Here is a 25,466-nt window from a genome sequence, read left to right as displayed (position 1 = left end):
AGAGGGAGCAAGGGGAGATAAATAAAAAATTTAACAAGGTATTGTGTAGCGCACAGTAGTGTGCTATCATATGATTATGACGATGATTAAACAAGGTACTATATAAAGCATAGTAGTTATTTTTATAGAAAGGATGGAGTAAATGAATACACAATTCAAAAAAGGTGTTTTAGAGATATGTGTTCTAGCTCTTATATCTAAAAAAGATATGTATGGATATGAAATAGTTCAAAACATTTCTAAGGTTATAGAAGTAAATGAAGGAACTATATATCCTTTACTTAGACGTTTGACTAAAGAAGGGTATTTTGAGACATATATATTAGAATCAAATGAAGGGCCAGCTAGAAAGTATTATAAGATAACGGGGTTAGGTAAAGAAAATTTAATAAGTCTTATAAAAGAATGGAAAAACTTTACCAACGCAGTAGATTATCTTATTAATTTAGATTAAGGAGGTATTAAGGTTGAATAAAAGAGAATTTTTAGAAATATTAAAAGACTATTTATCTAATCACTTTTCTGATGATGAGGTTAATGATATATTAAGAGATTATGAAGAATACTTTATAGATGGAGAAATAGAAGGAAAAAGTGATTTACAAATTATAGAATCCCTAGGATCACCTAAATCTATAGTTAGAGATTTAGTAGGAGAGATGAAAGAAAGCAAAATTAATAATAGTAACAAAAAATTTGATAAATTTCATGACGGTGTAAACCAAGTCAAAATAAGATTAAAAGACAGTTACTATAAAACTAAAGATGTTATAAATAATAAGTTAACTCCAAATTTAAAAAATGATGATGAGGGATTATCAACTAAACTTATAAAAGTACTACTAGCTTGTTTGAGTTTTGGATTAATGTGTATTTGGGTTTTATTTATATTAATGATGGCAAGTGCAGGATTAACTATTGGGGCATTAAACATAGCATTTATCGCGTTATTAGGAACTTCAGGACCATTATTTGGATTAGACAGCTCTATAGCTTCACTTATAGTATTTTCTAGTATAGGAATTATAGGATTTGATATATTAGTAGTACAGGTTTATTTATATATTATGAAGCTAGGAAAAAAAATATATAAGCAATATATAAATTGGTTAAGAAATAAGAAAAAATATATCCATGCAAAAGAAAACAAAATAAATTACAAAGGAGATGATATAGATGAATAAAAAAATAACTATATTTGCAGTTATATTGATTGCTATAGGAATTATAGGGACTATATCATCATCGATAGCTGCAGTACCATTTGCAACTAACTATATAAATGAATGTGCAAAAAAAGCAAGTGAAAAAGTTACAATATATGAAAAGCAGATTGATGTAAAACAATTAGACATAGACACTAAAAACATAAATGTAGAAGTTAAAAAAAGTAACTCTGACAAACTTAAAATTGTTCAAGTAGGTACTTTAAATAATAATACGCTAACTATAGATAACAAAGAAAACATATTTAATATAAAACAGAATGAAGAAAATAGACATATAGATATGGAAATTCAGGGATTTGGGGATGCTGTAATAAACATGCTAAACTTAGGTTCAAATAAAATAATTGTGTATGTTCCAAATAATGTAGATATACAAGCTAAAACTAGATATGGAGATCTAATTATAACGGATAAGGATGTATTAAATGAAAGAGTAACTTTTTCAACTGAATACAGTCAAATAACATTGCCAAAAGAAGTTAAAAGTTTAGAGAACTTAACTATAAGTTCAAATGGAGATATAAATCTAAAAGCTAGTGAAATATTAGGAATAAAGAATATAAATATAAGTACTACTGCAGGAGTATATTTACAATCTATGCCTGATGATGTATTTATTGAAAATATAGAAAACTTTATACCAGAAACATTTAATATAATAGCAACAAAATATTCACCTAGTATAAACATAGAATCTACAGTTCCTATTGCAAAAAAATTAAATATAGACAATAAAAATGGAATGACGTATTTAGATTTACCTACGGATAAATATAATATAGAATTTAATTTAGATGCATCTGAGAATATATACTTTGAAGATGAACAAGATAATAATCAGGACCCTATGAAAAAATTTAATGGAACTATAAAACAAAATGAAGAAAATCAAAATAAATATAATGTAGATATAAAATCACAAATAATAAACATTAGAAATATTTAAAATAAAAGGAGCTTTAAAAGCTCCTTTTTTATTAGTTATAAGAGTTAAAGTCAGATTTACTTGATAAGTAAGTAGCCATAGCTAACATTCCAACTCCTAATGTGAATTTTGCTTGTTGCTTAACTGCATACTTAGCAACAGGTACAGTTACTTTTCTTGTTTTTGGACTAACTAAGCTAAGTCCTGTTAGAACTGTAGCAGAAACTGCTGTAGCTGTCATTACAGGATGTTCTTTAGCATAATCCTTTATATAGTCAACTGTAGTTTTTGGGTCATCAAAACACTCAAAATTTGTACCACAGCAACATTCATCATAAGGATAGTCTACTTTAGACTCATAGTTGTCTTTTTTTTTACTGCATTTTCCACATCTTCAGCCATGTCGTTTGTTTTATCAGCCACATCATGTGCAACACCATTAGCTTTTGACAAAAGTTCATTAGCTTTTTGTTCAGCTTTTTCTATATACTCTTGTCCTTTTTTAGTATAATCATCAATTTGATTATTAATGTTTTCATTATTTATTTTGTTATTATTCAAATTAATCACTCCAATCAACTATAATTTAGTGTTTTGATATAAATTTTAATCATATATATCTTATGTAATAAAAGAAAATTTATAGTAAGAAAAAAATAAATTTAAAGGTAATTTTTGTATATATTTTAGACATTATTAGTAACCACACAAAGATACTTTCATATAATTAGTATTAAGCATATTAATTTGCTTAGTTAAAATAAAATACAACAAAGGGGTTTTGACTAGCTATGAGTACAATGAGAAAAAAGAAAAAATGTTATAATAGCTGTTCTGCAAATATAGGTTGCAATCCAAAAAAAGAAAAAGAAAGCTACTGTGAACCATGCAAAAAAACAGTTTATAAAAAATGTGAACCGGTAAAAAAATTAGAACCAACTTGCTGTCCTCCAGGGCCATGTGATGACTGTGAAATAAAATTTGATGATACATGTGTTAAGTTAGCACAAGAAGCTGAGAGATTATTTAAAAAAGCTTTAGATTGTGAATGCTTGGCTGTAGAGTCATATGAAGAAGCTAAAGAATTTGATAAAAAAGCTAAAGCGTTAGAAGCTAAAGCTAAAAAATTAGCTAAAGAGTCTATGGACAATGAAACAGAAGCTGAGAAACTTAGAAAACAAGCAAATCAACTTTTATGTAAATCGGAAGACCTTTGTGCAAGAGCGAAATGTTTATACAAAGAAGCAGAGCAAGCAGGAGATGAAGCAGAACAATACTGTGAAAAAGCAAAATGCTTATATGAAAAATCTCAAAATGTAAATGAACAAGCAAAATGTCTATATTCTCAAGCTATGAAGTGTGATGAAAAGGCTATGAAGTGCTACAAAGTTGCTGGAGAAAAGATAAAAGAATACGAAGGTAAATCTAAAAAATGTGAAGATATGATGAAAAAATGTCAAGAAAAAATTGCAGGATGTTATGAAATGGAAGACTGTAAGCCGAAAAAATCTTGCTACGTGGATTTAGGAATAGAAGAACCATGTAAAGAAAAGAAATCATGTAAGCCATGCAAACCAATGCATACATGCAAAGAAGAAAAATCATGTAAACCAATGCATACATGCAAAGAAGAAAAATCATGTAAACCAATTAATACATGTAAAGAAGAAAAACCAAGTTGTACATGCGAACCTAAATATGTAAGTCCAACTTATTGTAAACCTAAAAAAGAAATGAAACAATCATGTGGATGTGAATTTAACTTCTGCAATGGACAAAACAATAATAAAAATGATGATGAATATTGTAATTTAGACGATATAATGTTAATCAAAGAAGAGGAAACTGGATTATATATAAATCCTATATATAATATGGAACCAATGCAATATATGGGTGAGTTTGCAAATAAATATCCATCAATGGATGAGCCATATATGTATATGGAAAATATGGGAATGGAAGAAATGCAAGATATGTGGATGAACTATTATATGTATATGCAAAATATGATGAACAATATGATGTATAATTTAGAGGATTAATTAAATAAAAAAATCAAAGCTCATAGTTATTAGCTATGAGCTTTGATTTTTTTGGCGTAAAATAATAATATAATATATGTATAGTTAATTTTAAGTAGAGAAAGGAAAAGTTATAATGTTTTTTAAAAAAATTTTATACGTAGCTATAATTAGTTGCGTGATTTTAGCTTGTATTGGGTGTAATACATTTAATGAAAAGAAAGAATCTAATAATGTAAAAGTAACTAAAAAAATAGAGAAAGAAGAATTTAAACCTTTATTTGAAGTTCAAAATATTCCAGATAATATATATGAAAAGATGATTGGGAACTCTATTCCTGATAAAGATTCTGTTGATAAAGATTCTTTGGATTATTTAAAAATAACATACTATGGATTTGATAATAAGCCACACATAGGAGATATGGTAGTTAGTAAAAAGGTATCGAAAGAAGTTATAGATATATTTAAAGAACTTTATGAAAATAAGTATCCTATAGAAAAAGTAAGTATAATTGATAATTATGGTGCAGATGATGAATTATCTATGTCCGATAATAATACATCTTCGTTTTGTTATAGAGTTGTAGACGGATCAAAAGTATTATCAAACCATTCAAAAGGATTAGCTATAGATATAAATCCTCTTATTAATCCTATGGTCAAAAATGGAGTTGTAAGCCCTAAGAAAGGTCAAGATTACATAGAAAGAAATGAAAATATTAAGGGGATGATAAAAAAGGGTGATGCATGCTATAATGCCTTTACTAAAAGAGGGTGGACATGGGGTGGAGAATGGTCTAATTTAAAAGACTATCAACACTTTGAAAAATAAAAGAGACGTAATCGTCTCTTTTATTTTTTATTTAGTTAATTCAGATTCTATTTGTTTATATAAGTTTTCCATCATCGTATTAAAATTCCTATTTGCATTCATATAATTAGAAACTAGAGGATGATTAAAAAATTTATCATAATCTCTATTTAATTGGCTTATTTTTTTTGATGCATCCTCTATCTTATATCTAGAATATATAAGGTTTTTCTTTTTTACATATTCATCAAATTGTTTTCGTAAAGTTGAATTTCTATCAAGATCTTTCTTTGCTTTATTCATAGTTTTAAACTCACTAGTATTTCTTATGCATAATGCCAAATCTTTTGCCTTATCATTAATATTCATAAAATACCCCCTTGAAAAGTATAAACTAACTTAATAATATATTATAAAAATAAATAATAAGTGTTACTTATCTTTCAAATTAAAGTGTAGCAAAATTAACAATTATGAATAATATATACTATGAAGTACAAAGACATATAAGAACCTTACAACGTGGAAAAAGAGACCTTTATTTTAAAGGTCTCTTTTATATTACATCAGTCATAATGTTGTTATCTATGAAATTTTCATTTTCATCACAAGGGAATAAATCTTTTAAGAATATGTTTCTTAAAATTCCATATTCATTTTCCTGTTGAGTTTTGAATTCAAATCCTTTATTTAAAATATTGTTTATGCTGTGAATATTATCTACAGCAGCTACTGTTAATATATATTTTTTACGTTGAGATTTAGCTATATCTATTCTTAAATCAAGTAATTTACTTTGAAGCGAATTTCCTCTGTACATAGGATGAACCATAACAAAACCTGATATATAAGTGCTTTTAAAGTCTTCAACAGAAACTCCTAAAGAAGATAAAAGTTCTAAATCCTTTATGCTAGGGACATCACAAAGAGCACAAGCAATAAGATCTAAACCTACATAACAACCAATTATAAAACCACCATTATCGACGGTTTTTTTTAATCCGGCATGATCTCTACTTTTTAACCAATTTTTATTATCCATAGAATTACTCACTTCTTCGTAGAGTTTTGAGACATCACCAAAATTTTCCTCACTTAAAAAACGAAAATTTGCATATATATTATTAGTAAGAACATTATTTACTTTAGACAGTTTCATTTTTGTTAGCAACTGAGCACCTCTTTCCTTTAATTTAATGTTAGACAATTATACCATAAATTTAATTATATTTGGCTAAAAAAATGTAAAAACTATATAAAATATTATATTAGCTTTGAAATACTCTATATTCTTAAGATAAAGTCTATTATTTGATAGGAGGAACAAACTTGAACATAAAAAATACAAAAGGCAAAAAACTAAGGAGAATATTAGTATTAGCAGGAATTTGTATTATTACTACAATTATTTTAAACAATAAAAATGACCTAAAGTTGAATGCATTTATAAGAGGAAATGAAATTGTAAAAGCTAATAAAGATCCAGAAAAAGAACAATTTCAACTTTTACTTGAAAATTTGTTTGATCATAGAAATGAGGCTATATTGACTAAAAATGATGATGTTTTGAAAAAATTATATGATGTAAATCATAAATTTGGATTATGGGCATATGAACAAGAAGTGACTAAAATGAAATATTTAGAAAACTGGTCATATAAGCAAGGTGTTAAATTTAATGATATAAAAACTAGAGTTAAAATTAGTAAAGTAAAAGAAAAAGAGGAAAATTTATATGGAATTATATGTTCTGTATCTACTGAATACAATTATTCTTATGAGAATCAACCAGATATGAAAAATATGTTTAGGATAGGAACATATCATTATCTTAATATGAGAATTGTAGATAATGAATATATAATTACAAAAGAATGGTATACTGATCCATTTGCAGATTCTCTTCATCTAGATAACATAAAATCAGATGATATTAGAAATTATATATTAGCTCAAGAAAAGAAGGGTGCAAACTTAACTACTGAACAGATTAAAGCAATTGACTATGCACATAAATATTGTGGAGCTGCAGCAGATGAAGAGCATGGAATGAAATTTAACTCAAAATATAAAGATTTCAATCCCGATGGAGGAGATTGTGCAAATTATGCATCTCAAATTATGTTTGAAAGTGGAAGATTCAAGAAAAATGGAACATGGAATTACGAAGGAACAGAAGGAACTAAAGCTTGGGTAAATGCCCAAGGATTTAAAAATTATTTGGTATATAGTGGAAGAGGATCATTAATAGGAAAAGGTTCGTACGAAGAAGTGTACAAGCTAGCATATAACATGACTCCTGGAGATATAGTTGCTTATGAGAAAAATGGTAGAATAACTCATGTATCTACGGTCACAGGAGTAGATTCTAAAGGATATCCACTTGTAACGTGTCACAATACTGATAGGTTATTAGTTCCTTGGGATTTAGGTTGGAGTGATAAATCTATAAAGTTCCATTTAATAAAAGTTAATTATTAATAGTAAAAAAGCTATTTTTAGTAAAATAAAAATAGCTTTTTTATTTTAAGATATTAAAAAGTCGCTTAAGCAAAGTAAATTTTTTTAATTAGAAATAAAATCTAATTTATTCAAATCTTATTAAATATATGATAAAATATGGATAGATGTATTTTTAAGTTTATACTACTTAATAGGAGGTGTAGTATTTGAATATACTATTTTTTATAACACCCAAAAGTGAAGTAGCATATATATATGATGACTATACAATGAGACAGGCATTAGAGAAGATGGAGTATCATAGATATTCTGCTATACCTATTATAAATCGTGAAGGCGCGTATGTAGGGACTATTACAGAGGGGGACTTACTATGGTATCTAAAGAATGATTTAAATTTAGAATTAAAAGCCATAGAAGATGTATATGTATGTGATGTAAAAAGAAGAATGGACAATAAACCTGTATCTATAAATGCAAATATAGAAGATTTGATATCTAAATCTATGAACCAAAATTTTGTGCCAGTTATAGATGATCAAAATATTTTTATTGGGATAATTAAAAGAAGAGATATAATTGAATATTGTTATAAAAAGATAAAATCATAAAAAAGATAACTAATGTTTAGCCATTAGTTATCTTTTTTTATTAGTCGTTTAATTTTACTAAATTATTATACTTAGCTTTTAAGTCATTTATTTTTGAAGAGTAAACTTCATTTTGTTTTTGGTACATTAAGCTTTTAGCTATTTCTTCCTTAACTTCATCAAGTTCAGATTGACCACCTTCATGTCTATCTTCTACTTTTATTAAGTGATATCCGAATTGAGTTTTAACTGGACCTTGTACGTCGCCTCTATTCATATTAAATACAGCTTCTTCGAACTCAGGAACCATTTGTCCTCTAGGGAAAGTACCTAAGTCTCCATCAGCATCTTTAGATGGGCAAGAAGAATGCTCTCTAGCTGCTTCTTCGAATGATATTTCATTACTATTTATTTTGTTTAATAAGTCATTAGCTAATTCTTCAGTATCAACTAATATATGTTTAGCAGATGCTGTTTCAGGTTTAACAAATTTAGTTTTGTTAGCTTCATAGAAGTTAGCTATTTCTTCATCAGTTAATTTAACAGATGCTAAAACTTTATTTATAGAATATTGTTTTAACATATTTTCCTCTATTCTTTTCATTTCAGCTTTGAAGTTTTCGTCATTATGTAAATTTTCGTCTTTAGCTTCAAGGTAGAATAACTCTTGATTTACTAAATCTTCTAGTAATCTTTTTTTACCTTCTTCTGTATTAAATTGCATAGCTTGGTATGGGTCTAAGCTTTTTAAAGCATTCTCGATATCAATATTAGTTATTTCTTTTTCACCGATAGTGGCTAAAACTGTTCTTTCCATTATAATAACTCCTTTTTATTTGATTATTAATAGTATTTTACTACTAAGATAAATAATATCAAAAAATACTAAATATGTCTAATATTTCAAAAAACTAATAATTTTAGTATCTAAGAAACATAAATAGCATTAAAGCAGATGCTAGTATACCAACAACGCCTTCTTCAAGTTTGTATTTATAAACTTTTAATATAGAAATATACATATATGTAAATAATAATGATAGCTTAATTAAAAACCACATAATGCTAATAGGAAATATATAGTAACTTAATGTGGAGAAAATAAATGATAAAAGCGTTGAAATTTTATAAAAAACTTCTATCTTTTTTTCAAAATTATTTGAAGCTTTCATATAAATTACATAACTAATAATATATATTATACAAACTGAACTATATGCAATAAAAAAGTATATTGCTATTTTATTAAATTTATAATCTGTAAGGATTATTCCTATAAACCAAAACATAACCCAAAACATAAGAAATAAAAATTTAAATAAATTATTAAATAAGTTTAGTTTGTTTTCTTTTAACACATCACTCATAAGTATCACATCCTAAAAGATAATCTAATAGATTATATACACAATCTATCTAATATATTCAGAGCAAATATAGCTATTATTATAATTATAACTACTAATTGATATATATAAAATATAAATTATAAAAAAATATTTAAAATCCTCATAAATTATACTGTTTATAAATAAATATGTATAAAATATTAAAATAAGGTGATGTGTATGTATAGATATTATACTAGTGGTGTTTGTTCAAAATCAATTTTATTAGACATAGAAGGAGATATGTTAAAAGATGTAATATTTGAAGGGGGTTGTGCAGGAAATTTAATCGGAATTAAAAATTTGATTGAAGGAAAGAATATTGATGAAATTATAGAAGCATTTGAAAAAATTCCATGTAAAAATAGAGAATCATCTTGCCCAGATCAGCTTGCGAATGCGCTTAAAATATATAAAAAGTATGTATTAAAAGAGTAATATAAAAAAGCTTCTACATTAATTTAGTAGAAGCTTTTCCTTTGAAAAATTATTTAGTTACAACGATTGCAATTTTTTCATCTTTATTATAACTTATTTGAACTAATTGGTTCTTTTTAACTTTTTCTAACTCTTCGCCACCATATTTTATTTGTAACTTATCAACTCTTTTACCTTGTTTTATTATAGCTACATATTCTTTTTTACCCTTTTTCTCAAGGCTTATTAAATTTCCAACAAAAGGTTTGAAGTTTTGATATTTGTCACCTTGTTTTTTGATGTAAAAATAAGTACCAACAGCGATAACAAGTACGATTCCGAATAATACCCAACCATTAACTTTAAAGTATATACCTGTCATCCAAACAACTAACATTATGATCATAGGAATAATACTCTTTTTAAGTAATAATTTCCCCATTATTTCATTAGCTTTTTTTTCAGGGCCAGACATTGTTTTAGATCTAGCGTATGATGCTGCGAATTTGTCTTTTAAGCTCATATTAATCCTCCTAGATTATTTCAAATTTAAATTATGATAACAAGTTATGCTTGAAATTTAAAATATATTTATAGTATGTACAAGTTTCACAATTAAATTTATATTCAAGCAAGCATAAATATATAACATATTTTATCATAAAAACATTAAAAAGAAAATAAATGGGAATGTAAAATTTTAATGTAAAATAAAATTTTACCATAATAAAGATTTTCATGCTTTTAATTATTAACAAAAAAATTAAAAATGTAACGTATGTTACGGAAAAAAGTTTAAAAATATTATAATATTAAGATATAATAAAATTAGAAAAATACGAACTATTATTAAAGGAGAATTTAAAATGAAAATAGATAAAAATACCTTAATAGGAGATTTAATTAATAAAAAACCAAACTCAGTAAATGTTTTAATGTCTTATGAAATGGGATGTTTAGGTTGTCCTTCAGCACAAATGGAAACTTTAGAACAAGCTGCATATATACATGGTATAGATTTAGAAGAACTACTTCAAAAACTGAATGAAATTTAAAAAATATGAAAGATACTTCGATTGCGGAGTATCTTTTTTGTTTTTAACACAAATTTTAAAAATTATGTATGGACTTTATCAAAAAATAGGATTAATATATTAAATGTTGCAATATTTAGTTTTGGAAGGAAGTGTTTTCGTGTCACCAAAGTTATTTAAAATGATTAAAGATAATGAGCTTACTAAAGATCAAGTTGGAAAAGATATAATAGCAGGTATAATAGTTGCTATAATAGCTTTACCGCTTTCGATAGCATTAGCTATATCTTCAGGAGTATCACCAGAGAAAGGTCTTATAACTGCTATATTTGCAGGGTTTGTAATTTCTCTTCTAGGTGGTAGTAAGGTTCAAATAGGAGGACCTACAGGAGCATTTGTTGTAATTGTTTATGGAGTAGTTAAAACTTATGGAATAACTGGACTTATAACATCTACAATGATGGCAGGAATTATATTAGTAGTTATGGGACTACTTAGATTTGGATCTTTAATAAAATATGTACCACAAACAATTACAGTAGGATTTACAAGCGGAATAGCAGTAACATTACTTACAACTCAATTAAAAGATTTTTTTGGATTTAAAATAGCGGATGTGCCAGCAGAGTTTATAGGCAAAGTTGAAAGCTATATACAAAACATATCTACTTTTGATATAGCATCATTTCTAATAGGTCTATCTTGTATTTTAATTTTAGTTTACTGGCCTAAGGTAAATAAAAAGATTCCAGCTTCAATAATAGCGCTAATAGTTTCTACATTAGCTGTAAATTTATTGAACTTACCAACAGACACAATAGGTACTAGATTTAGTGAGATATCATCTTCAATACCTAAGCCACAAATACCACATATGGATGTAAAAACAATTATAAACTTAATAAAACCAGCACTTACAATTGCATTATTAGGAGCTATAGAATCACTACTTTCTTGTGTAGTTTCAGATAATATGATAGATGATAAACATGATTCAAATATGGAACTTGTAGCACAAGGATTAGGAAATATCGCATCTTCTTTATTTGGAGGAATTCCTGCAACTGGAGCTATAGCAAGAACTGCTGCAAACGTAAAAAATGGGGGAAGAAGCCCTATATCAGGAATGGTACATGCTATAACATTATTACTTATAATGGTTATTCTTATGCCTTTTGCAAAGCTAATACCAATGACTACTTTAGCAGCTATACTTATTATTGTTTCATATAATATGGGAGAATGGTCTCATTTTAAGGAACTATTATCTTCAAGTAAATCAGATGTTTTAGTACTGCTTATAACTTTTACATTTACAGTAGTATTTGACTTAGTATTTGCTATTGGAGTAGGTATGGCAGTTCATTATGTATTTAAATTTATAAAATCTAGACAAGAAAAAGATGAAGAAGAAGAATTAGAAGCTGCATAATAAAACTTTAGTAAATAGTTATTTTCTTTGCATAATTGTCAAAAAAGGCAATATAAAATGCTACGTTAATAATTATTTATTAAAATAATTCTTTTAAAAGCATGAATTAATATATTAATTCATGCTTTTTTTGTATAAAATTGGGAACACTAAAAAGTAATAATATTGAGATTTTGGAGGATGTAATGAAAAAATTATTATTTTTATTGTGTTTAATAATGGTATTTACTGTTGGATGTTCTAAGGAAGTTGTTGAAAATAGAGTTGAAGTTGAAAAAACAATCCCATCTGGAGTGGAAGGGGATATAGGTAAGGGAAGTATAATAGTTACTACTCATGTTTCAAATTCAGAAGATGGCTCTATTCCTACTGTATATAGAGATGAAAAAAAAGGTTTAGGACAAGTTGGACTTAGTTCAAAAGACTTTGATGACTCTAGAGCAAGTTATATATATATAGATGGCAAGTTAAATACAGTTGAAAAGCTAGGGAAAGAAAGTTCTGTTACGTTAACTATATGTGATAATGATTTAAAAGAAGGTAAACACAAAATTGAAGTTGTTCAATTTGATAATGATAAAACAAATGGAACTCCTATAACTTACAAAAAATGTGAATATGAAATATATATCAGATAAGTTGTTTAAAAAATAACTTTATTTAAAATTATTGTAGTAGGTTTGTTTTATTGCTAATATTTACTTAAAGAACAATATGTTAACAAAGGAACTTAAGGAGAAGTATTATGGAAAAGAAATATATAATAGCATTAGACCAAGGAACTACTAGTTCAAGGGCAATATTATTTGATAAATATGGTAATATAGTTTCAACTGCACAAAAGGAGTTTACTCAAATATACCCAAAGGCTTCTTGGGTTGAACATAATCCTATGGAAATTTGGGGAAGTCAAAGTGGTGTACTAAGAGAAGTTCTAGAAACATCTTTTATAAGACCTGATGAAATTGCAGCAATAGGTATAACAAATCAAAGAGAAACTACAATTGTATGGGATAAAAATACGGGTAAACCGGTATATAATGCTATTGTGTGGCAATGTAGAAGAACAGCAGACATATGCGATAAGTTAAAAGATAAAGGCTTAGAAGCTACTATAAAAGAAAAAACAGGACTTTTGGTAGATGCATATTTTTCAGCTACTAAAATAAATTGGATTTTAGAAAATGTAGAAGGTGCAAGAGATAAAGCTGAAAATGGAGAACTTTTATTTGGAACTGTAGATACATGGCTTATATGGAATTTAACGAGAGGAAAAGTTCATGTTACAGATTATTCAAATGCATCAAGAACAATGCTTTTCAATATAAAAGATTTGAAATGGGATGAAGAAATTCTAGGTGAATTAAACATACCAAAGAGTATGTTGCCTGAAGTTAGACCATCTAGTGAAATTTATGGATACACAGATTCGGAAATGTTAGCTGGTGCACAAATACCTATAGCAGGGTGTGCAGGAGATCAACAAGCTGCATTATTTGGGCAAACATGTTTTGAGCAAGGTAGTGTTAAAAATACTTACGGAACTGGGTGCTTTTTATTAATGAATACAGGTGATACGATAGTTGAATCAGAAAAAGGATTATTGACTACTATAGCGTGGGGAGTAGATGGAAAAGTTAACTATGCTTTAGAAGGAAGTATATTTGTTGGAGGAGCATCGATTCAATGGTTAAGAGATGAACTTAGGCTAATATATGATTCAGGACAATCGGAATACTATGCAAATCAAGTTCAAGATACTAATGGAGTTTATGTAGTTCCTGCATTTACAGGATTAGGGGCTCCTTATTGGGATATGTATGCTAGAGGAGCTATATTTGGATTGACAAGAGGAGCAAAAAGAGGACACATAGTTAGAGCTACATTAGAATCTATAGCATATCAAACAAAAGATGTTTTAATGGCTATGCAAGAGGATTCTAAAATGCAGTTAAAATGTCTTAGAGTTGATGGAGGAGCAAGTGCAAATAACTTCTTAATGCAATTCCAATCAGATATATTAAATGTGAATATTGATAGACCTAAAATAATAGAAACTACAGCTTTAGGGGCTGCATACCTTGCAGGTCTTTCAGTAGGATTTTTCAAAAGTATAGAAGAAATAAAAGAAAAATGGGAAATAGACAAGGAATTTACACCAAGTATGGATGATAGAAAAAGAACTATTTTATATAAAGGATGGAAAAGAGCAGTTGATAGAACTCTCTTATGGGCTAAAGAAGATGAAGAATTGGCGAATGAATTAAGCAGTATAAACAACTAAAAATATATAAAATATTTCTATATTTGATTCATATAATTAAAATAGATGTTATATGTAAAATATGGAGGTATAAATATGAAAAAGTTAAAAAAAATTTTTTACTTAATATTTATATGTATGTTGGTTTTAAGCGGATGCAACAGCAAGGTTGATGTTAAAGGTGATAATAAATCTGAGATGCAAGTATCTAGTAATTTAAATACTGATAAGCAAAATGAGGAAAAAAACTCAAAAACTTATGACGCTAAAATAATAAGTATGGATTCTAATACAAGTGAAAAGAAAATAATAAGTGATATCAAAATCGATGATAATTTATCTATGAATGATAAAGTAAATATAATTATCAAAGAAGTATCAAAATTACAATTTAAAAATGCCCCAATAGAGTTAATTAAAATAGAGAATAATATAGCTTACATAAATATTAAAGAAGATAAAGAAAACAAATTGTGGAGCAATAAATTTTTTCAAGGAAGTACAGGAGCTAGTGTGACAACATACACAATTGTTGAAAGTTTACTTCAACGAGATTACAAAGGTAAATGGATTGATGGTATATACATTACTTATGAAGGAAAAACAAATGTAGAGTTTGATCATATAGACGTTGACTTCTTTGGTAGTGTAATAAAAAGATAATAAATCAATCAAAAAGGTAACTATAAAAATTTTATTCCTAAAATTATATAGTTACCCTTTTATTTTACTTGTTTTTTGATAAACAATTTTCATTTAATAATTTAAATCCATAATCCTTTGTTAATACTTCAATTAATTCATCATAATTGTATTTAGGATAATTTATTATGCAATACTTAGTATCGTCTTCTAATTTATCGAATTCATTATAAACGTCAAATGTAGTAGACATTTTAGCCATATCATCTCTAAGTTTATCCATATCAACTAATATATGAGCAAATTCAAAATCAATAGATTCATTAACTATCATATCAGCAATTGTGCTCAATAAGCTTTCTTTGTTTTTAAATTCTATTTTTATTGAATTATTTTTATATTTATCTAACTTAATTGATAACTCGTTCAAACAACTATCTAAATCATTATTCACAAAGTTTACAAACCCTTCTTGGCTAAATAATGATTGAATATCTGATATTAATAAATTGTTCATATGCTCTTCCCAAAGTAAAAGTCCAAATTTAGAATAACTAGAATCAGATACAGGCTCTCCTTTGTAGTTTTCAAATCTTGGATGAAGTCTGTCATGATGTTTTGATATTGATACTCTAAATAAGTTCCCCTCATGATCTGATGGGATACAGTTTATAATAAACTTATCTAAATCACTTCCAATAAAAACTTTTTCACTTAAAAGTAGTTTTTTTGTTTTATCTAAATTTTCTTTTGAAAAATCTATGTTTTCATTACTTACAGCCATTCTAAAAATAATTTCTTTATATGTTTTATTTAATATATTATTTAACTCTTGCGTGTAGTTATACTTCATAGTCAGAAACCTCCAAATTTTAAGTCAAATGATATATACCCAAAATAATACTTTTTAATCTAAAAATAATAATTGTTACTATCTAGTAAATATTATTGAATTACTATCAGATAAATTTGCATTAAAAGTATATCCATCGTAATTAAAGCTTTTAATACCTTCTATAGAATCTATTTTGTTTTTAATTATGTAGCTAGTTAGGTGACCTCTAGCTTTTTTTGAGTAAATACCTATAACTTTATAAGTATTACTGCTTTCTTTGAAATCTTTAAACTCTACATTTACAACTTGAAAATTTTTAGATAATTTTTTAAAATTTATAGCTTTAGAATATTCATTTGATGATAAATTAAGCAAAATTTTATTTTCCTGATTATTAAGTTCATTATAAATATAATTAGTTATTTTTTCTTTCCAAAATTTATACAAGTCATTTCCTTGTTCATTTTTTAATTTAGCTTTCATTTCAAGTCTATAAGGTTGTATCATATCTAAAGGTTTTAGTACACCATACAAACCTGATAAGATTCTTAAATGAGCATTTGCAAATTCAAAGTCTGACTCATCAAATTCATTTACTTTAATGCAATTAAACACTTGACCATCAAAAGCAAGTAAAGCTTGTAAGTATTTGCTAGATTCACTACCTAATGTTTGATATCTATCAAAATTTAAATTAGTTAAGTCATTGCTTAGATTCATTATAGCGCTTATTTCATCTCTAGTTAACTTTTTTAAAATAGATATAAGATACTTAACTTCAGACTCAAAAAAAGGAGTAGAAGACTTGAAATTAGTGTTTATATCAAAATTCATAGTTGTTGCGGGGGAAATTATTGTTATCATTAAAAATCACCTCGAAAAAATTTTTTATATAATATATATATCAATAAATTAATAATTTAATCAATAAATAAAAAGTTTTTAATATAATATAATGTATGTAGTTTTAAATGGCATACAAATTAAAAATAAGGGGGCGTTTAAAATCGATAGAGTTCAACTAAAAGAATTATCAAAAAGTCAACTAAAGGGAAATTGGAAGATACCTGTATTATTGACACTATCTTATAGTGTAGCATCTATAATAATAAGTATGTTGCAAGGACAATCAGACTCTATGTTATTAGCTTTAGTAATGTTTGTAGTGTCATTTGGATTTGGAGTATTTATAACTATAGGAATTCCTAACTTTTACTTAATGTTTATTGAAAAAATGGGGAATGGTTCTTTTTCAGATGTTGTAGTTTCTAAAAGTAAATTTATAAAGGCATTAATATATACAGTTATATTATCTGCAATTGTATTTGTAGCTACATTTATTATAATAGGTATAGCACTAGGTGGAACAGTTGTATTTACTTTTTCAGAATCAGGATTCGGAGCAGGATTTATATTTGGAATTTTGGTGATATTGGTACTGTTAATACTTTTAACTATACTTGAACTAGCTTTAATGCTAACTCCATATATAATAATAGAACATGAGCACTTAGGTACTATAGAAGCTATGGGATTAAGTATAAAAATGATGAAGGGTAATAAATGGAAATTTTTTGTTATAGAGTTAAGCTTTATAGGCTGGGCTATTTTATCTGCACTTACATTTGGAATAGGTTTTTTATGGCTAATTCCATATATAAGTTTAACTCAAGCAAACTTTTATAGAGATTTAAGTTTTAACTATTTAAATAAATAAAAAATAAGCTATCTTTTTTAAGATAGCTTATTTTTTATTTATTTAAAGTTTTTTATTTTTTCTTTTCTTATAAACATAATAGCTTCTTTTATTAATATAATAGCTAAAACAAGTAAAAGAACTGCTATTATTACAAGTGCATAATTGACCCCTATATTAGCCTTTATATTAAAACATAATGATACTATAGTAACTATAAACATAAAAATGATAGGAATTATAAATTCTTTAAAGCTCTTATTTGAATTAGCAAGCCATATAGCTATGGACATTAATGCTATTGCTGCTAAAAGTTGGTTTGCAGATCCGAATATAGGCCATATTTTTTCATACCCCATAACAGCTAAAAGGCCAGAGCATACAACTGTTATAGTTGTAGAAACATACATATTGCTAAGTGGATTGGCTTTTGTAGCTTCTTTGTTGTTCAATCCATTTGTATCGAAAAACTCTTGGAATATAAATCTACCAAGTCTAGTAGCAGTATCTAAAGATGTAAGCGCAAATGCAGATATAGCAAGTGATGTAAATGTTTTACCTATGCCAAATTGTATACCAAATGATGCCATAAAATTAGCGATTCCTTCAGAAAATACATTGACAGGTCCACCGTTTCCTAATAAACTTCCAAATTGTTTGTTAGAAATATAAGCTACAGTTATAAGCGCAACAATTGCAAGAAGACCTTCTATAAGCATAGCTCCATAACCTATTTTTTTAGCATCTGATTCTTTATACAATTGTTTTGAAGATGTACCAGATCCAACAAGTGAATGAAATCCTGAAATAGCTCCGCAAGCAACGGTTACAAATAGTACAGGGAATAAGTATTGGCCTCCGACATTAAAGCCTACAAATCCATCCATTTGTATTTCTGGTCTTAATATAACAATACCTAAAAGGGCTCCAATTATCATTGCATATAATAGATAAGAGTTAAGATAATCTCTAGGTTGAAGTAATATCCAAACTGGAGTTACAGAAGCTATGAAAATATAGATCATAAGTAATATTATCCAAGTTTGTTTACTTAAAGCTATAGGAAATAAAAAACCTAAGTAAATACATCCAAATAACATTAGAACACCTACTACAGAAGCTGGAATTAAAGGCATTTTAAATCTATAAACTGCTATACCAAACAAAATTGCTAAAACTATAAAAAATATTGAAGCGCTAGCAGCTTGTGGGGTAGAAACAAAGTTATCAGCCACTATATTTGCAAAGGCTGCAACAACTAAAACTAGAGTTAACCAAGCAAATAATGCGAAAAGTTTTTTACCCTTTTTACCCATGTTGGATTCTATTATTTCACCTATAGATTTACCCTCATGCCTAATAGATGCAAATAAAGAACCAAAGTCTTGAACACCACCAAAGAAAATACTACCTATTAATACCCAAAGGGCAACTGGTATCCAACCAAATATAGCTGCTTGGATAGGACCTACTATAGGGCCAGCACCAGCAATTGAAGCAAAGTGATGTCCGAGTAATACTGGCGATTTAGCAGGAACATAGTCAACCCCATCATATTTAGTATGAGCGGGTGTTTTTCTTGTATCATCTACGCCCCATTTTTTAGCTAAATATCCACCATAACATACATATCCTATAAAAAGAATAAGTGCACTTATTAAAAGTAGTGTTAATGAATTCATAATAAAACCTCCTTATAAAAATGAATAACATCTTTAGAATCGCAGTTATAGATAAATTCATTTGTGGATTTATCAAAAAGAATTATTCTGAGTGATGAATAGCCTTTAAGTCCTAACATATAGCTTTTTCTTTTTTTTATCTTGGGTATTTTAGATCTTAAAATTTTATCGATATGATTTGTAGATATAAAGAGAGTGATGGTTGTAGACATGTGATTTTCATTGACCTGTACAAGGTTTTTCATAGCAAAATCAGTAAAAGACAACAAGTTTTTTTCTAAGTAATCAATTGACAGATAATCTAATTCTTTTGCAAATACATACTCTTTATTATCATAAGACCAAATTACTCTTTTTTTATTTAAAAAGTATTTTGAATTAGTAAGTATATACTCCCCCATAAAATCAAAATTATAGTTAGACACTTTATAGTTTTCGTATATATTAAATTGATTCTTCATAGAGGATTTAAGTTTATCTAAAATAAAATCACCTCCTTAATTCATTTATATAAATATGAGGGCTTTATTATGTATAGGTTAACAAATTAAATGTATTTATATATATAAATGACTTTATTACTTAAATTTACAGTTGAACTCTAAGTGTACTATATATATAATACACTTAGAGGTGTACTATTTGCATGGTACAGTGATACGGAGGTGAAAATTATGAGCTTTATTCCAAACGATAAAGAACCAGTATATATTCAAATTATACGATATATAAAGCAACAAATTGTAATAGGAAAATTAGGAATAGGAGATAGCATACCGTCAAGGAGAGATATGGCGGTTATGATAAAGGTAAACCCAAATACTGTTCAAAAAGCATATAAAGAAATGGAAGAAATGGGGATAATAACGACTCATAGAAACTATCAAAGTAACATAACGGATGATAGTTCTATAATAATAAAAATAAAGGAAGATTTAATAAATGAATCCATGGATTCGTTTATAGAAAGCATGAAAGCTATAAATGTTAAAAAAGAAGAAGTTATAAACATAATAAATGATAGGTTTTAGGAGGGGTAAATTTGATAGAAATTAAAAATGCTAGTAAAAAGTACAAAAAAGTAAAAGCATTAGACAATATATCCTTTGAAATCCATGAGGGAAAGATAACTTGCATTTTAGGAATAAACGGTGTTGGAAAGTCGACCATTTTGAAATCTATATGCGGACTTGTAAAATTAGATAGAGGTGAAATATTAATAGATGGAGAAAAAATAGATTATAAAACATATGAAAAAGTAGCTTTTGTCCCAGATGTGGACAACTATTTTGCACAACTTACAATAAAAGAAAGTTTTGAATTTATGAAAGAATTTTATAAAAAATGGGATAGAGAAAAAGCATATGATATGCTGAAATTGTTCAATTTGACTGATGATAAAAAAATTTCAGAGCTTTCAAAGGGAAATATTGCTAGGGTTAAAATTATACTAGGATTTGCTCAAAATGCTAAGTATACTATATTAGATGAACCATTTTCAGGAATAGATATATTTAAAAGAGAAGATTTTTTAGGTGTAATGACTAAGTATGTAGGTGATGAACAAAGTATAATAATAACTACTCATGAAATTGCTGAAATTGAAATGATAGCAGATGACGTAATTCTTATCGATGAGGGGAACCTTTCTCTAGTTTTCAATGCAGAAAAGACTCGTGAAGAAGAAGGAAAATCAATAATAGATAAAATGAGGGAGGTATATAAAGGTGAATAGGATACTCACTTTATATAATATAGAATTTAAAAGAATATACAAACTGTACTTCTTGCTTATAGGAACCTTATTGATAGCTAACTTAGCTGGAGTTATGAAAACTTTATATGATTCTGTAAAAAGGATTAGTTTAGAAAATAATTTGCCTATGAATATAGATATATTGAAAACGAATTTAGGTTATAGTTTTGTAAATGAATTTACAAAAAATGATATATACGTATATGGGAGTATGGCTTTAGGAGTAGCGGTATTATTTTGCTTATTATATGCAACTATTATATGGTATAGAGATTATTATTCAAAGAGTAAAACCATATATACATTATTAAGCCTTCCACAACCGAGATTCAACATATATTTAGCTAAGTTAATTATGGTGCTTGTTATGATATATGGAGTAATCGCATGTCAATTTTTATTTTGGTATATTGATTTAAATATTATAAAAATACTTGCTGGAATAAGTTCTCCAAATTTTGCGAACGTATACTCTAATATGATGCAGTCAGTTAATCAAATAAATGTAGTATCACCATACTTATTAGATTTTTTTATGATAGATTTATTTGGGGTAATACTTGCTGTTGTAGTTATATTTACTGGAGTGTTAATAGAAAGATCATTTAAAAAAGCGGGAGTATTATTAGGGGTTGGATACATTTTAATTACTATAATAGGATATGTATTTATAATAGGATTAGATAGTGGTATTTTAGGAAACTTACTATTAAATCACATAATGTATTATATTTTATTGCTTATGGTATCCATCTTGATTTCGTATAGATTAATAAATAAAAGGGTTTGTGTATAAAGGAGGATTTATATGAATAAAAAATTATCAATTACAATTTTAGGATTAGCAGTATTCTCTTTTATACTAGTTTTATTAGGGGTTATTATAAATCAACCAAAGCATGAATTAGTAGATATAAAGGGAGATAGGAATGAAATCGGAGATGTATTATTTATATCTCAAACTCAAAATGGATTGTATGGAAATGTTCAAACTATAACATCAAAAGATAAATTTACAGTGAAAAAGAATTCAAAGTCAATATACAACCTAAGCGAAAACATTAAGGTGAAAGATGAACATAAAGAAATGTTTAAAAATGTACATCAAGATAACCAGAGATATTGTAGTGAAGAAAATATAGGATACATAGAGGATACGGGAATAAACTATACAGGTACAGGGGATGCTAACTTAAGTTTTAAAATAGTTAATAAAAACCTTAGGAGTGGTAATGTTGAAGAATATGATTTAAATTTACCAAAAAGTTTTGATGGAGAAAGTAATTTTTCTTATGGACTAACTGTTGGTATTAAAAATGAAGATATATATATATTATCTAGTGTATCTGAAGATGTTGAGTACTCTGCAAAAGGAAATATTACAGGTAGCGGTGATGTAGCAATTGATATTTATAAATTTAATTTAAATAAAAAAGAAATTGATAAAGTTGGAGAATTTGTTCAAAAGAAAAAAGATAGTGAAATAATAATAAGTAATAATCAAATATGTTTTGAATATGAGGATAAATTGTATTCAACAATAGAAACTTATCCCAATGATAAAAAGAAAAATGGAGAAGTATATTTAATTTATTATGATATGAAAAAAAATAAGTTTGAATATATGGAAGGACCTATAATTAACAATAAGGATATTGAATCAATCGATACAGATACAATTCAATATAGCATAGAAAATGGAAAATTATATTTACTTAACAAAAATGATAGAGATGAGAGTTATACAAATATAATTCAATACACAATCGATTTGAAAAATAACAAAATAGATAAAAATAAAGAGTATAAAGTTGAAAAATTAAATGAAATGTCACATATAGAATCTTTTAGAGTTATAAATAAAAAGCTGTATCTTTGTATGGGAAGTTATAAGCCAATTAGAGGAGAGTACTCTGGTGATGAGGATTTGAAAAATACTATAGTTGTAGTAGATGAAAAAAATGGGAATACCTTGTATATGGGAGAATATATAGAGGATAAACCTGAGGATAGTATAAACTTTATATTAAAAAATAATGAAATTTAATTTTAAAGCTATAAAATACAAATAAATTTGTGTTTTATAGCTTTTATTCTTAATTATTTAACTGCTGCAGTAACAGACATCTCAACTAATAAAGCTTCTCTAGCTAATCTAGCTTCAACACAAGCTCTAGCAGGCTCAGAACCCTCGTTTACCCAAGCATCCCAAACAGAGTTCATATCAGCAAAGTCTTTCATATCTCTTAAATATATAGTTACAGATAATATATGATCTTTATCAGAATCATATTTATTTAGTAAATCTTCTACTTTTTGTAATACCATCTTAGTTTGTTCCTTAACATCACCTTCTCCATGTGTTTGACCACATAAATATATTGTGTTGTTATGTACAACTGCCCTACTCATTCTACCAGTTCCTTCATATCTTTTTATTTCCATTTTACAATTTCCTCCCATAACATTAAAAAATTAAGTTCAATATTTAATTATAGATGAATATAAAAACATTTTCAATTACATAATAATACAAAGTATAAAATGAAAACACATACATAAACATACAAAAACAAAAAAATATTCGAAAAAATGTGCATAAAAATTTAAAATATGATATGATAGAGTTCTGTGAAAAAACAAAATTCGACAGAAAGAGTGAGGACGTAAATGGAGAAGTATTTTAAACTTAAAGAAAATAATACTACGATAAAAACAGAAATTTTAGCAGGTATTACTACTTTTATGACAATGGCGTACATATTAATAGTAAATCCTAGTATATTATCTGCAGCAGGAATGGACTATGGAGCGGTATTTACAGCTACAGCTTTATCTGCAGTTATAGCTACTCTTATGATGGGATTATATGCGAAATTACCATTTGCTTTAGCCCCAGGTATGGGATTAAATGCATTTTTTGCATATACAATAGTAATAGGAATGGGATATTCATATCAATTTGCATTAACAGCAGTATTCTTAGAAGGACTTATATTCATAATGTTAACATTATTTAATGTGCGTGAAGCTATTGTTGATTCTATTCCAAATAACATAAAGAAAGCTATTTCGGTAGGTATAGGACTATTAATTTCACTAATAGGATTAGAAGGAGCTGGAGTTATAGTTCACCCTGAAGGTGGAGGAACTATATTAGCTCTTGGAAATATAGTTTCAGGAACTGGATTATTAGCTTTAATAGGTATATTAATAACAGCTGTATTATTAGCTAAAAACATAAAAGGTGCATTATTTATAGGAATGATAGTTACAACTATAATTGGAATACCTATGGGTGTTATAGACATACCAACAAAAGTAATGAGCATGCCTCCTTCAATTTCATCAACTGTACTTAGCTTCGAGTGGCATAACATATTCTCTTTAGATATGGTTATAGTGTTATTTACATTATTATTTATGGATATGTTTGATACTATAGGAACTTTAGTAGGAGTTGCTACAAAAGCTAAAATGTTAGATGGAAATGGTAAAGTACCAAACGTTAAAAAAGCATTATTTGCAGATGCAGTAGGAACTACTATAGGAGCTTGTCTAGGTACAAGTACAGTAAGTACTTTTGTTGAAAGTGCATCAGGAGTTGCAGAGGGTGGAAGAACAGGTCTTACAGCTGTATCAACTGCAGTTATGTTCTTTTTAGCATTATTCTTTGCACCTTTATTTTCTATAATAACTCCAGCTGTTACAGCATCGGCACTAGTATTAGTTGGACTATTTATGATAGAGCCTATAAAAGAAATAAATTTAGAAGATTTTACAGAAGCTATTCCAGCATTTTTAACTATAATAATGATGCCTTTATCATACTCTATAGCTGATGGTATAGTATTTGGTGTTATATCTTATATAATATTAAAATTGTTCTCTGGTAGAGCTAAAGAAATAAGCATAACTACAGTAATTATAGGATTTGTATTTATACTTAAATTTTTAATATAGATATTTAAAGCCTTGTCTCTTTATGAAGAATAGAAATATAAATTGTGAGCAAAATAATTTATAAAATAATAAAGAGGTGAAAATGATGGCTAAGAAAAATAAAATGTTTAAAGAAATGGGACATAAAATGGAAGAACTAGGTCATGATATGTCAAAAGGTATACAATCTTTTTCGAACTCAGTAGAACATGCAGGAGAAAAAGTTGCAAAAGATATGAAAAAAGCTAGTAAAAAAATGTTTAAATAGCAATAAAAAAGATCAGATTTGAATCTGATCTTTTTTATTGCTATTTAAACTTCAGGTTTAGCAAGT

31 protein-coding genes are annotated in these 25,466 nt (G+C 27.1%); 20 read left to right on the top strand and 11 right to left on the bottom strand.

Annotated features, from left to right (window positions below):
• Positions 1 to 142: 142 nt before the first annotated feature.
• The 3 genes from ACN6I1_RS10050 to ACN6I1_RS10040 are packed head-to-tail and all read left to right on the top strand — an operon-like array spanning position 143 to position 2,175.
• A complete protein-coding gene (locus ACN6I1_RS10050) occupies positions 143 to 454 on the top strand; it encodes a PadR family transcriptional regulator (protein WP_021429543.1) in 312 nt (103 codons plus the stop codon).
• Between the two features lie 13 nt (positions 455 to 467).
• Complete coding sequence (locus ACN6I1_RS10045) at positions 468 to 1,184, top strand: DUF1700 domain-containing protein (protein WP_419741820.1); 717 nt, start codon at positions 468 to 470, stop codon at positions 1,182 to 1,184.
• Positions 1,177 to 2,175, top strand: a complete 999-nt coding sequence (locus ACN6I1_RS10040; RefSeq protein ID WP_419741819.1) for a DUF4097 family beta strand repeat-containing protein — start codon at positions 1,177 to 1,179, stop codon at positions 2,173 to 2,175. Before ACN6I1_RS10045 ends, ACN6I1_RS10040 begins: the two co-directional genes overlap by 8 nt.
• A gap of 31 nt (positions 2,176 to 2,206) precedes the next feature.
• Here ACN6I1_RS10040 and ACN6I1_RS10035 read toward each other — a convergent pair whose 3' ends face one another.
• Positions 2,207 to 2,395, bottom strand: a complete 189-nt coding sequence (locus ACN6I1_RS10035) for a hypothetical protein (protein WP_021429692.1) — start codon at positions 2,393 to 2,395, stop codon at positions 2,207 to 2,209.
• Positions 2,396 to 2,499: 104 nt separating this feature from the next.
• Complete coding sequence (locus tag ACN6I1_RS10030; RefSeq protein WP_419741818.1) at positions 2,500 to 2,715, bottom strand: hypothetical protein; 216 nt, start codon at positions 2,713 to 2,715, stop codon at positions 2,500 to 2,502.
• 230 nt (positions 2,716 to 2,945) lie between these two features.
• Between ACN6I1_RS10030 and ACN6I1_RS10025 the strand changes: the two genes are divergently transcribed.
• Positions 2,946 to 4,199 carry a hypothetical protein gene (locus ACN6I1_RS10025; protein WP_419741817.1) on the top strand — a complete coding sequence of 418 codons (1,254 nt, stop codon included), beginning with the start codon at positions 2,946 to 2,948 and terminating at the stop codon, positions 4,197 to 4,199.
• 115 nt (positions 4,200 to 4,314) lie between these two features.
• The gene (locus ACN6I1_RS10020) at positions 4,315 to 5,013 is read left to right on the top strand and encodes a M15 family metallopeptidase (protein WP_419741816.1); all 699 of its coding nucleotides are present in this window, start codon (positions 4,315 to 4,317) and stop codon (positions 5,011 to 5,013) included.
• A gap of 27 nt (positions 5,014 to 5,040) precedes the next feature.
• Here the strand turns inward: ACN6I1_RS10020 and ACN6I1_RS10015 are convergent, their stop codons facing one another.
• On the bottom strand, positions 5,041 to 5,361 hold the full coding sequence (locus tag ACN6I1_RS10015) for a YlbF family regulator (protein WP_021433607.1): 321 nt from the start codon (positions 5,359 to 5,361) through the stop codon (positions 5,041 to 5,043).
• Between the two features lie 187 nt (positions 5,362 to 5,548).
• The gene (locus tag ACN6I1_RS10010) at positions 5,549 to 6,163 is read right to left on the bottom strand and encodes a GNAT family N-acetyltransferase (RefSeq protein ID WP_038285323.1); all 615 of its coding nucleotides are present in this window, start codon (positions 6,161 to 6,163) and stop codon (positions 5,549 to 5,551) included.
• A 164-nt stretch (positions 6,164 to 6,327) separates the two neighbouring features.
• Here ACN6I1_RS10010 and ACN6I1_RS10005 point away from each other — a divergent pair, with 164 nt between their 5' ends.
• Both ACN6I1_RS10005 and ACN6I1_RS10000 read left to right on the top strand, forming a co-directional pair.
• The gene (locus tag ACN6I1_RS10005) at positions 6,328 to 7,473 is read left to right on the top strand and encodes an amidase domain-containing protein (RefSeq protein WP_419743304.1); all 1,146 of its coding nucleotides are present in this window, start codon (positions 6,328 to 6,330) and stop codon (positions 7,471 to 7,473) included.
• 188 nt (positions 7,474 to 7,661) lie between these two features.
• The gene (locus ACN6I1_RS10000) at positions 7,662 to 8,066 is read left to right on the top strand and encodes a CBS domain-containing protein (protein ID WP_021429554.1); all 405 of its coding nucleotides are present in this window, start codon (positions 7,662 to 7,664) and stop codon (positions 8,064 to 8,066) included.
• Between the two features lie 40 nt (positions 8,067 to 8,106).
• Here ACN6I1_RS10000 and ACN6I1_RS09995 read toward each other — a convergent pair whose 3' ends face one another.
• Complete coding sequence (locus ACN6I1_RS09995) at positions 8,107 to 8,862, bottom strand: peptidylprolyl isomerase (protein ID WP_021429681.1); 756 nt, start codon at positions 8,860 to 8,862, stop codon at positions 8,107 to 8,109.
• Between the two features lie 103 nt (positions 8,863 to 8,965).
• Entirely contained in the window at positions 8,966 to 9,412 is a 447-nt protein-coding gene (locus tag ACN6I1_RS09990) for a hypothetical protein (protein WP_053831569.1), read from the bottom strand.
• A 201-nt stretch (positions 9,413 to 9,613) separates the two neighbouring features.
• Between ACN6I1_RS09990 and ACN6I1_RS09985 the strand changes: the two genes are divergently transcribed.
• Positions 9,614 to 9,871, top strand: a complete 258-nt coding sequence (locus tag ACN6I1_RS09985; protein ID WP_021429622.1) for a TIGR03905 family TSCPD domain-containing protein — start codon at positions 9,614 to 9,616, stop codon at positions 9,869 to 9,871.
• A gap of 49 nt (positions 9,872 to 9,920) precedes the next feature.
• Here the strand turns inward: ACN6I1_RS09985 and ACN6I1_RS09980 are convergent, their stop codons facing one another.
• The gene (locus ACN6I1_RS09980) at positions 9,921 to 10,373 is read right to left on the bottom strand and encodes a hypothetical protein (protein WP_021429741.1); all 453 of its coding nucleotides are present in this window, start codon (positions 10,371 to 10,373) and stop codon (positions 9,921 to 9,923) included.
• 343 nt (positions 10,374 to 10,716) lie between these two features.
• Here ACN6I1_RS09980 and ACN6I1_RS09975 point away from each other — a divergent pair, with 343 nt between their 5' ends.
• From ACN6I1_RS09975 to ACN6I1_RS09955, 5 genes are all read left to right on the top strand, one after another.
• Entirely contained in the window at positions 10,717 to 10,905 is a 189-nt protein-coding gene (locus ACN6I1_RS09975; RefSeq protein ID WP_035115013.1) for a DUF1858 domain-containing protein, read from the top strand.
• 139 nt (positions 10,906 to 11,044) lie between these two features.
• Positions 11,045 to 12,316 carry a SulP family inorganic anion transporter gene (locus ACN6I1_RS09970; RefSeq protein WP_021429778.1) on the top strand — a complete coding sequence of 424 codons (1,272 nt, stop codon included), beginning with the start codon at positions 11,045 to 11,047 and terminating at the stop codon, positions 12,314 to 12,316.
• Positions 12,317 to 12,501: 185 nt separating this feature from the next.
• A complete protein-coding gene (locus tag ACN6I1_RS09965; protein WP_419741815.1) occupies positions 12,502 to 12,954 on the top strand; it encodes a hypothetical protein in 453 nt (150 codons plus the stop codon).
• A gap of 107 nt (positions 12,955 to 13,061) precedes the next feature.
• A complete protein-coding gene (gene glpK, locus ACN6I1_RS09960; protein ID WP_021433598.1) occupies positions 13,062 to 14,600 on the top strand; it encodes a glycerol kinase GlpK in 1,539 nt (512 codons plus the stop codon).
• A 75-nt stretch (positions 14,601 to 14,675) separates the two neighbouring features.
• A complete protein-coding gene (locus tag ACN6I1_RS09955; protein ID WP_419741814.1) occupies positions 14,676 to 15,242 on the top strand; it encodes a hypothetical protein in 567 nt (188 codons plus the stop codon).
• Positions 15,243 to 15,306: 64 nt separating this feature from the next.
• Here the strand turns inward: ACN6I1_RS09955 and ACN6I1_RS09950 are convergent, their stop codons facing one another.
• Positions 15,307 to 16,074, bottom strand: a complete 768-nt coding sequence (locus tag ACN6I1_RS09950) for a hypothetical protein (protein WP_419741813.1) — start codon at positions 16,072 to 16,074, stop codon at positions 15,307 to 15,309.
• A gap of 78 nt (positions 16,075 to 16,152) precedes the next feature.
• Complete coding sequence (gene yaaA, locus ACN6I1_RS09945; protein WP_419741812.1) at positions 16,153 to 16,920, bottom strand: peroxide stress protein YaaA; 768 nt, start codon at positions 16,918 to 16,920, stop codon at positions 16,153 to 16,155.
• 91 nt (positions 16,921 to 17,011) lie between these two features.
• Here yaaA and ACN6I1_RS09940 point away from each other — a divergent pair, with 91 nt between their 5' ends.
• Complete coding sequence (locus ACN6I1_RS09940; protein WP_419741811.1) at positions 17,012 to 17,773, top strand: DUF975 family protein; 762 nt, start codon at positions 17,012 to 17,014, stop codon at positions 17,771 to 17,773.
• 38 nt (positions 17,774 to 17,811) lie between these two features.
• On the opposite strand, the gene ACN6I1_RS09935 is transcribed toward ACN6I1_RS09940, so the two are convergent.
• Positions 17,812 to 19,434, bottom strand: coding sequence for a carbon starvation protein A (locus ACN6I1_RS09935; protein WP_419741810.1), 1,623 nt, complete (start codon positions 19,432 to 19,434; stop codon positions 17,812 to 17,814).
• Positions 19,435 to 20,108: 674 nt separating this feature from the next.
• Between ACN6I1_RS09935 and ACN6I1_RS09930 the strand changes: the two genes are divergently transcribed.
• From ACN6I1_RS09930 to ACN6I1_RS09915, 4 genes are read left to right on the top strand one after another with little or no spacing between them, the layout of a single operon-like run.
• Positions 20,109 to 20,465: a GntR family transcriptional regulator gene (locus ACN6I1_RS09930; RefSeq protein ID WP_419741809.1), complete on the top strand. Its 357-nt coding sequence runs from the start codon at positions 20,109 to 20,111 to the stop codon at positions 20,463 to 20,465.
• An 11-nt stretch (positions 20,466 to 20,476) separates the two neighbouring features.
• Entirely contained in the window at positions 20,477 to 21,169 is a 693-nt protein-coding gene (locus tag ACN6I1_RS09925; protein ID WP_419741808.1) for an ABC transporter ATP-binding protein, read from the top strand.
• Positions 21,162 to 21,986, top strand: coding sequence for a hypothetical protein (locus tag ACN6I1_RS09920; protein WP_419741807.1), 825 nt, complete (start codon positions 21,162 to 21,164; stop codon positions 21,984 to 21,986). The genes ACN6I1_RS09925 and ACN6I1_RS09920 overlap by 8 nt, the downstream gene beginning before the upstream one ends.
• A 12-nt stretch (positions 21,987 to 21,998) precedes the next feature.
• Positions 21,999 to 23,237, top strand: coding sequence for a hypothetical protein (locus tag ACN6I1_RS09915; RefSeq protein WP_419741806.1), 1,239 nt, complete (start codon positions 21,999 to 22,001; stop codon positions 23,235 to 23,237).
• Between the two features lie 53 nt (positions 23,238 to 23,290).
• On the opposite strand, the gene ACN6I1_RS09910 is transcribed toward ACN6I1_RS09915, so the two are convergent.
• Positions 23,291 to 23,635, bottom strand: coding sequence for a RidA family protein (locus tag ACN6I1_RS09910; RefSeq protein WP_025161588.1), 345 nt, complete (start codon positions 23,633 to 23,635; stop codon positions 23,291 to 23,293).
• Between the two features lie 225 nt (positions 23,636 to 23,860).
• On the opposite strand from ACN6I1_RS09910, the gene ACN6I1_RS09905 reads away from it, so the two are divergent.
• Together ACN6I1_RS09905 and ACN6I1_RS09900 are read left to right on the top strand one after the other, a co-directional pair.
• Positions 23,861 to 25,153, top strand: a complete 1,293-nt coding sequence (locus ACN6I1_RS09905) for an NCS2 family permease (protein WP_419741805.1) — start codon at positions 23,861 to 23,863, stop codon at positions 25,151 to 25,153.
• 85 nt (positions 25,154 to 25,238) lie between these two features.
• Positions 25,239 to 25,400 carry a hypothetical protein gene (locus ACN6I1_RS09900; RefSeq protein WP_156344347.1) on the top strand — a complete coding sequence of 54 codons (162 nt, stop codon included), beginning with the start codon at positions 25,239 to 25,241 and terminating at the stop codon, positions 25,398 to 25,400.
• The last annotated feature ends 66 nt before the right edge of the window (positions 25,401 to 25,466 follow it).

Source organism: Paraclostridium dentum (assembly GCF_048568265.1).
In the GTDB taxonomy this organism is placed as follows: Bacteria; Bacillota; Clostridia; order Peptostreptococcales; family Peptostreptococcaceae; genus Paraclostridium; species Paraclostridium dentum.
The sequence above is the reverse complement of the archived record's forward strand: the minus strand, read 5'-3'. Positions and strand labels throughout refer to the sequence as shown.

Coding starts and splice junctions, on each gene's coding strand:
- ACN6I1_RS10050 (WP_021429543.1), top strand. CDS start 143: ATGAATACACAATTCAAAAAAGGTGTTTTAGAGATATGTGTTCTAGCT.
- ACN6I1_RS10040 (WP_419741819.1), top strand. CDS start 1,177: ATGAATAAAAAAATAACTATATTTGCAGTTATATTGATTGCTATAGGA.
- ACN6I1_RS10035 (WP_021429692.1), bottom strand. CDS start 2,395: ATGACAGCTACAGCAGTTTCTGCTACAGTTCTAACAGGACTTAGCTTA.
- ACN6I1_RS10025 (WP_419741817.1), top strand. CDS start 2,946: ATGAGTACAATGAGAAAAAAGAAAAAATGTTATAATAGCTGTTCTGCA.
- ACN6I1_RS10020 (WP_419741816.1), top strand. CDS start 4,315: ATGTTTTTTAAAAAAATTTTATACGTAGCTATAATTAGTTGCGTGATT.
- ACN6I1_RS10015 (WP_021433607.1), bottom strand. CDS start 5,361: ATGAATATTAATGATAAGGCAAAAGATTTGGCATTATGCATAAGAAAT.
- ACN6I1_RS09995 (WP_021429681.1), bottom strand. CDS start 8,862: ATGGAAAGAACAGTTTTAGCCACTATCGGTGAAAAAGAAATAACTAAT.
- ACN6I1_RS09990 (WP_053831569.1), bottom strand. CDS start 9,412: ATGAGTGATGTGTTAAAAGAAAACAAACTAAACTTATTTAATAATTTA.
- ACN6I1_RS09985 (WP_021429622.1), top strand. CDS start 9,614: ATGTATAGATATTATACTAGTGGTGTTTGTTCAAAATCAATTTTATTA.
- ACN6I1_RS09980 (WP_021429741.1), bottom strand. CDS start 10,373: ATGAGCTTAAAAGACAAATTCGCAGCATCATACGCTAGATCTAAAACA.
- ACN6I1_RS09975 (WP_035115013.1), top strand. CDS start 10,717: ATGAAAATAGATAAAAATACCTTAATAGGAGATTTAATTAATAAAAAA.
- ACN6I1_RS09965 (WP_419741815.1), top strand. CDS start 12,502: ATGAAAAAATTATTATTTTTATTGTGTTTAATAATGGTATTTACTGTT.
- glpK (WP_021433598.1), top strand. CDS start 13,062: ATGGAAAAGAAATATATAATAGCATTAGACCAAGGAACTACTAGTTCA.
- ACN6I1_RS09955 (WP_419741814.1), top strand. CDS start 14,676: ATGAAAAAGTTAAAAAAAATTTTTTACTTAATATTTATATGTATGTTG.
- ACN6I1_RS09950 (WP_419741813.1), bottom strand. CDS start 16,074: ATGAAGTATAACTACACGCAAGAGTTAAATAATATATTAAATAAAACA.
- yaaA (WP_419741812.1), bottom strand. CDS start 16,920: ATGATAACAATAATTTCCCCCGCAACAACTATGAATTTTGATATAAAC.
- ACN6I1_RS09940 (WP_419741811.1), top strand. CDS start 17,012: ATGTATGTAGTTTTAAATGGCATACAAATTAAAAATAAGGGGGCGTTT.
- ACN6I1_RS09935 (WP_419741810.1), bottom strand. CDS start 19,434: ATGAATTCATTAACACTACTTTTAATAAGTGCACTTATTCTTTTTATA.
- ACN6I1_RS09930 (WP_419741809.1), top strand. CDS start 20,109: ATGAGCTTTATTCCAAACGATAAAGAACCAGTATATATTCAAATTATA.
- ACN6I1_RS09915 (WP_419741806.1), top strand. CDS start 21,999: ATGAATAAAAAATTATCAATTACAATTTTAGGATTAGCAGTATTCTCT.
- ACN6I1_RS09910 (WP_025161588.1), bottom strand. CDS start 23,635: ATGGAAATAAAAAGATATGAAGGAACTGGTAGAATGAGTAGGGCAGTT.
- ACN6I1_RS09905 (WP_419741805.1), top strand. CDS start 23,861: ATGGAGAAGTATTTTAAACTTAAAGAAAATAATACTACGATAAAAACA.
- ACN6I1_RS09900 (WP_156344347.1), top strand. CDS start 25,239: ATGGCTAAGAAAAATAAAATGTTTAAAGAAATGGGACATAAAATGGAA.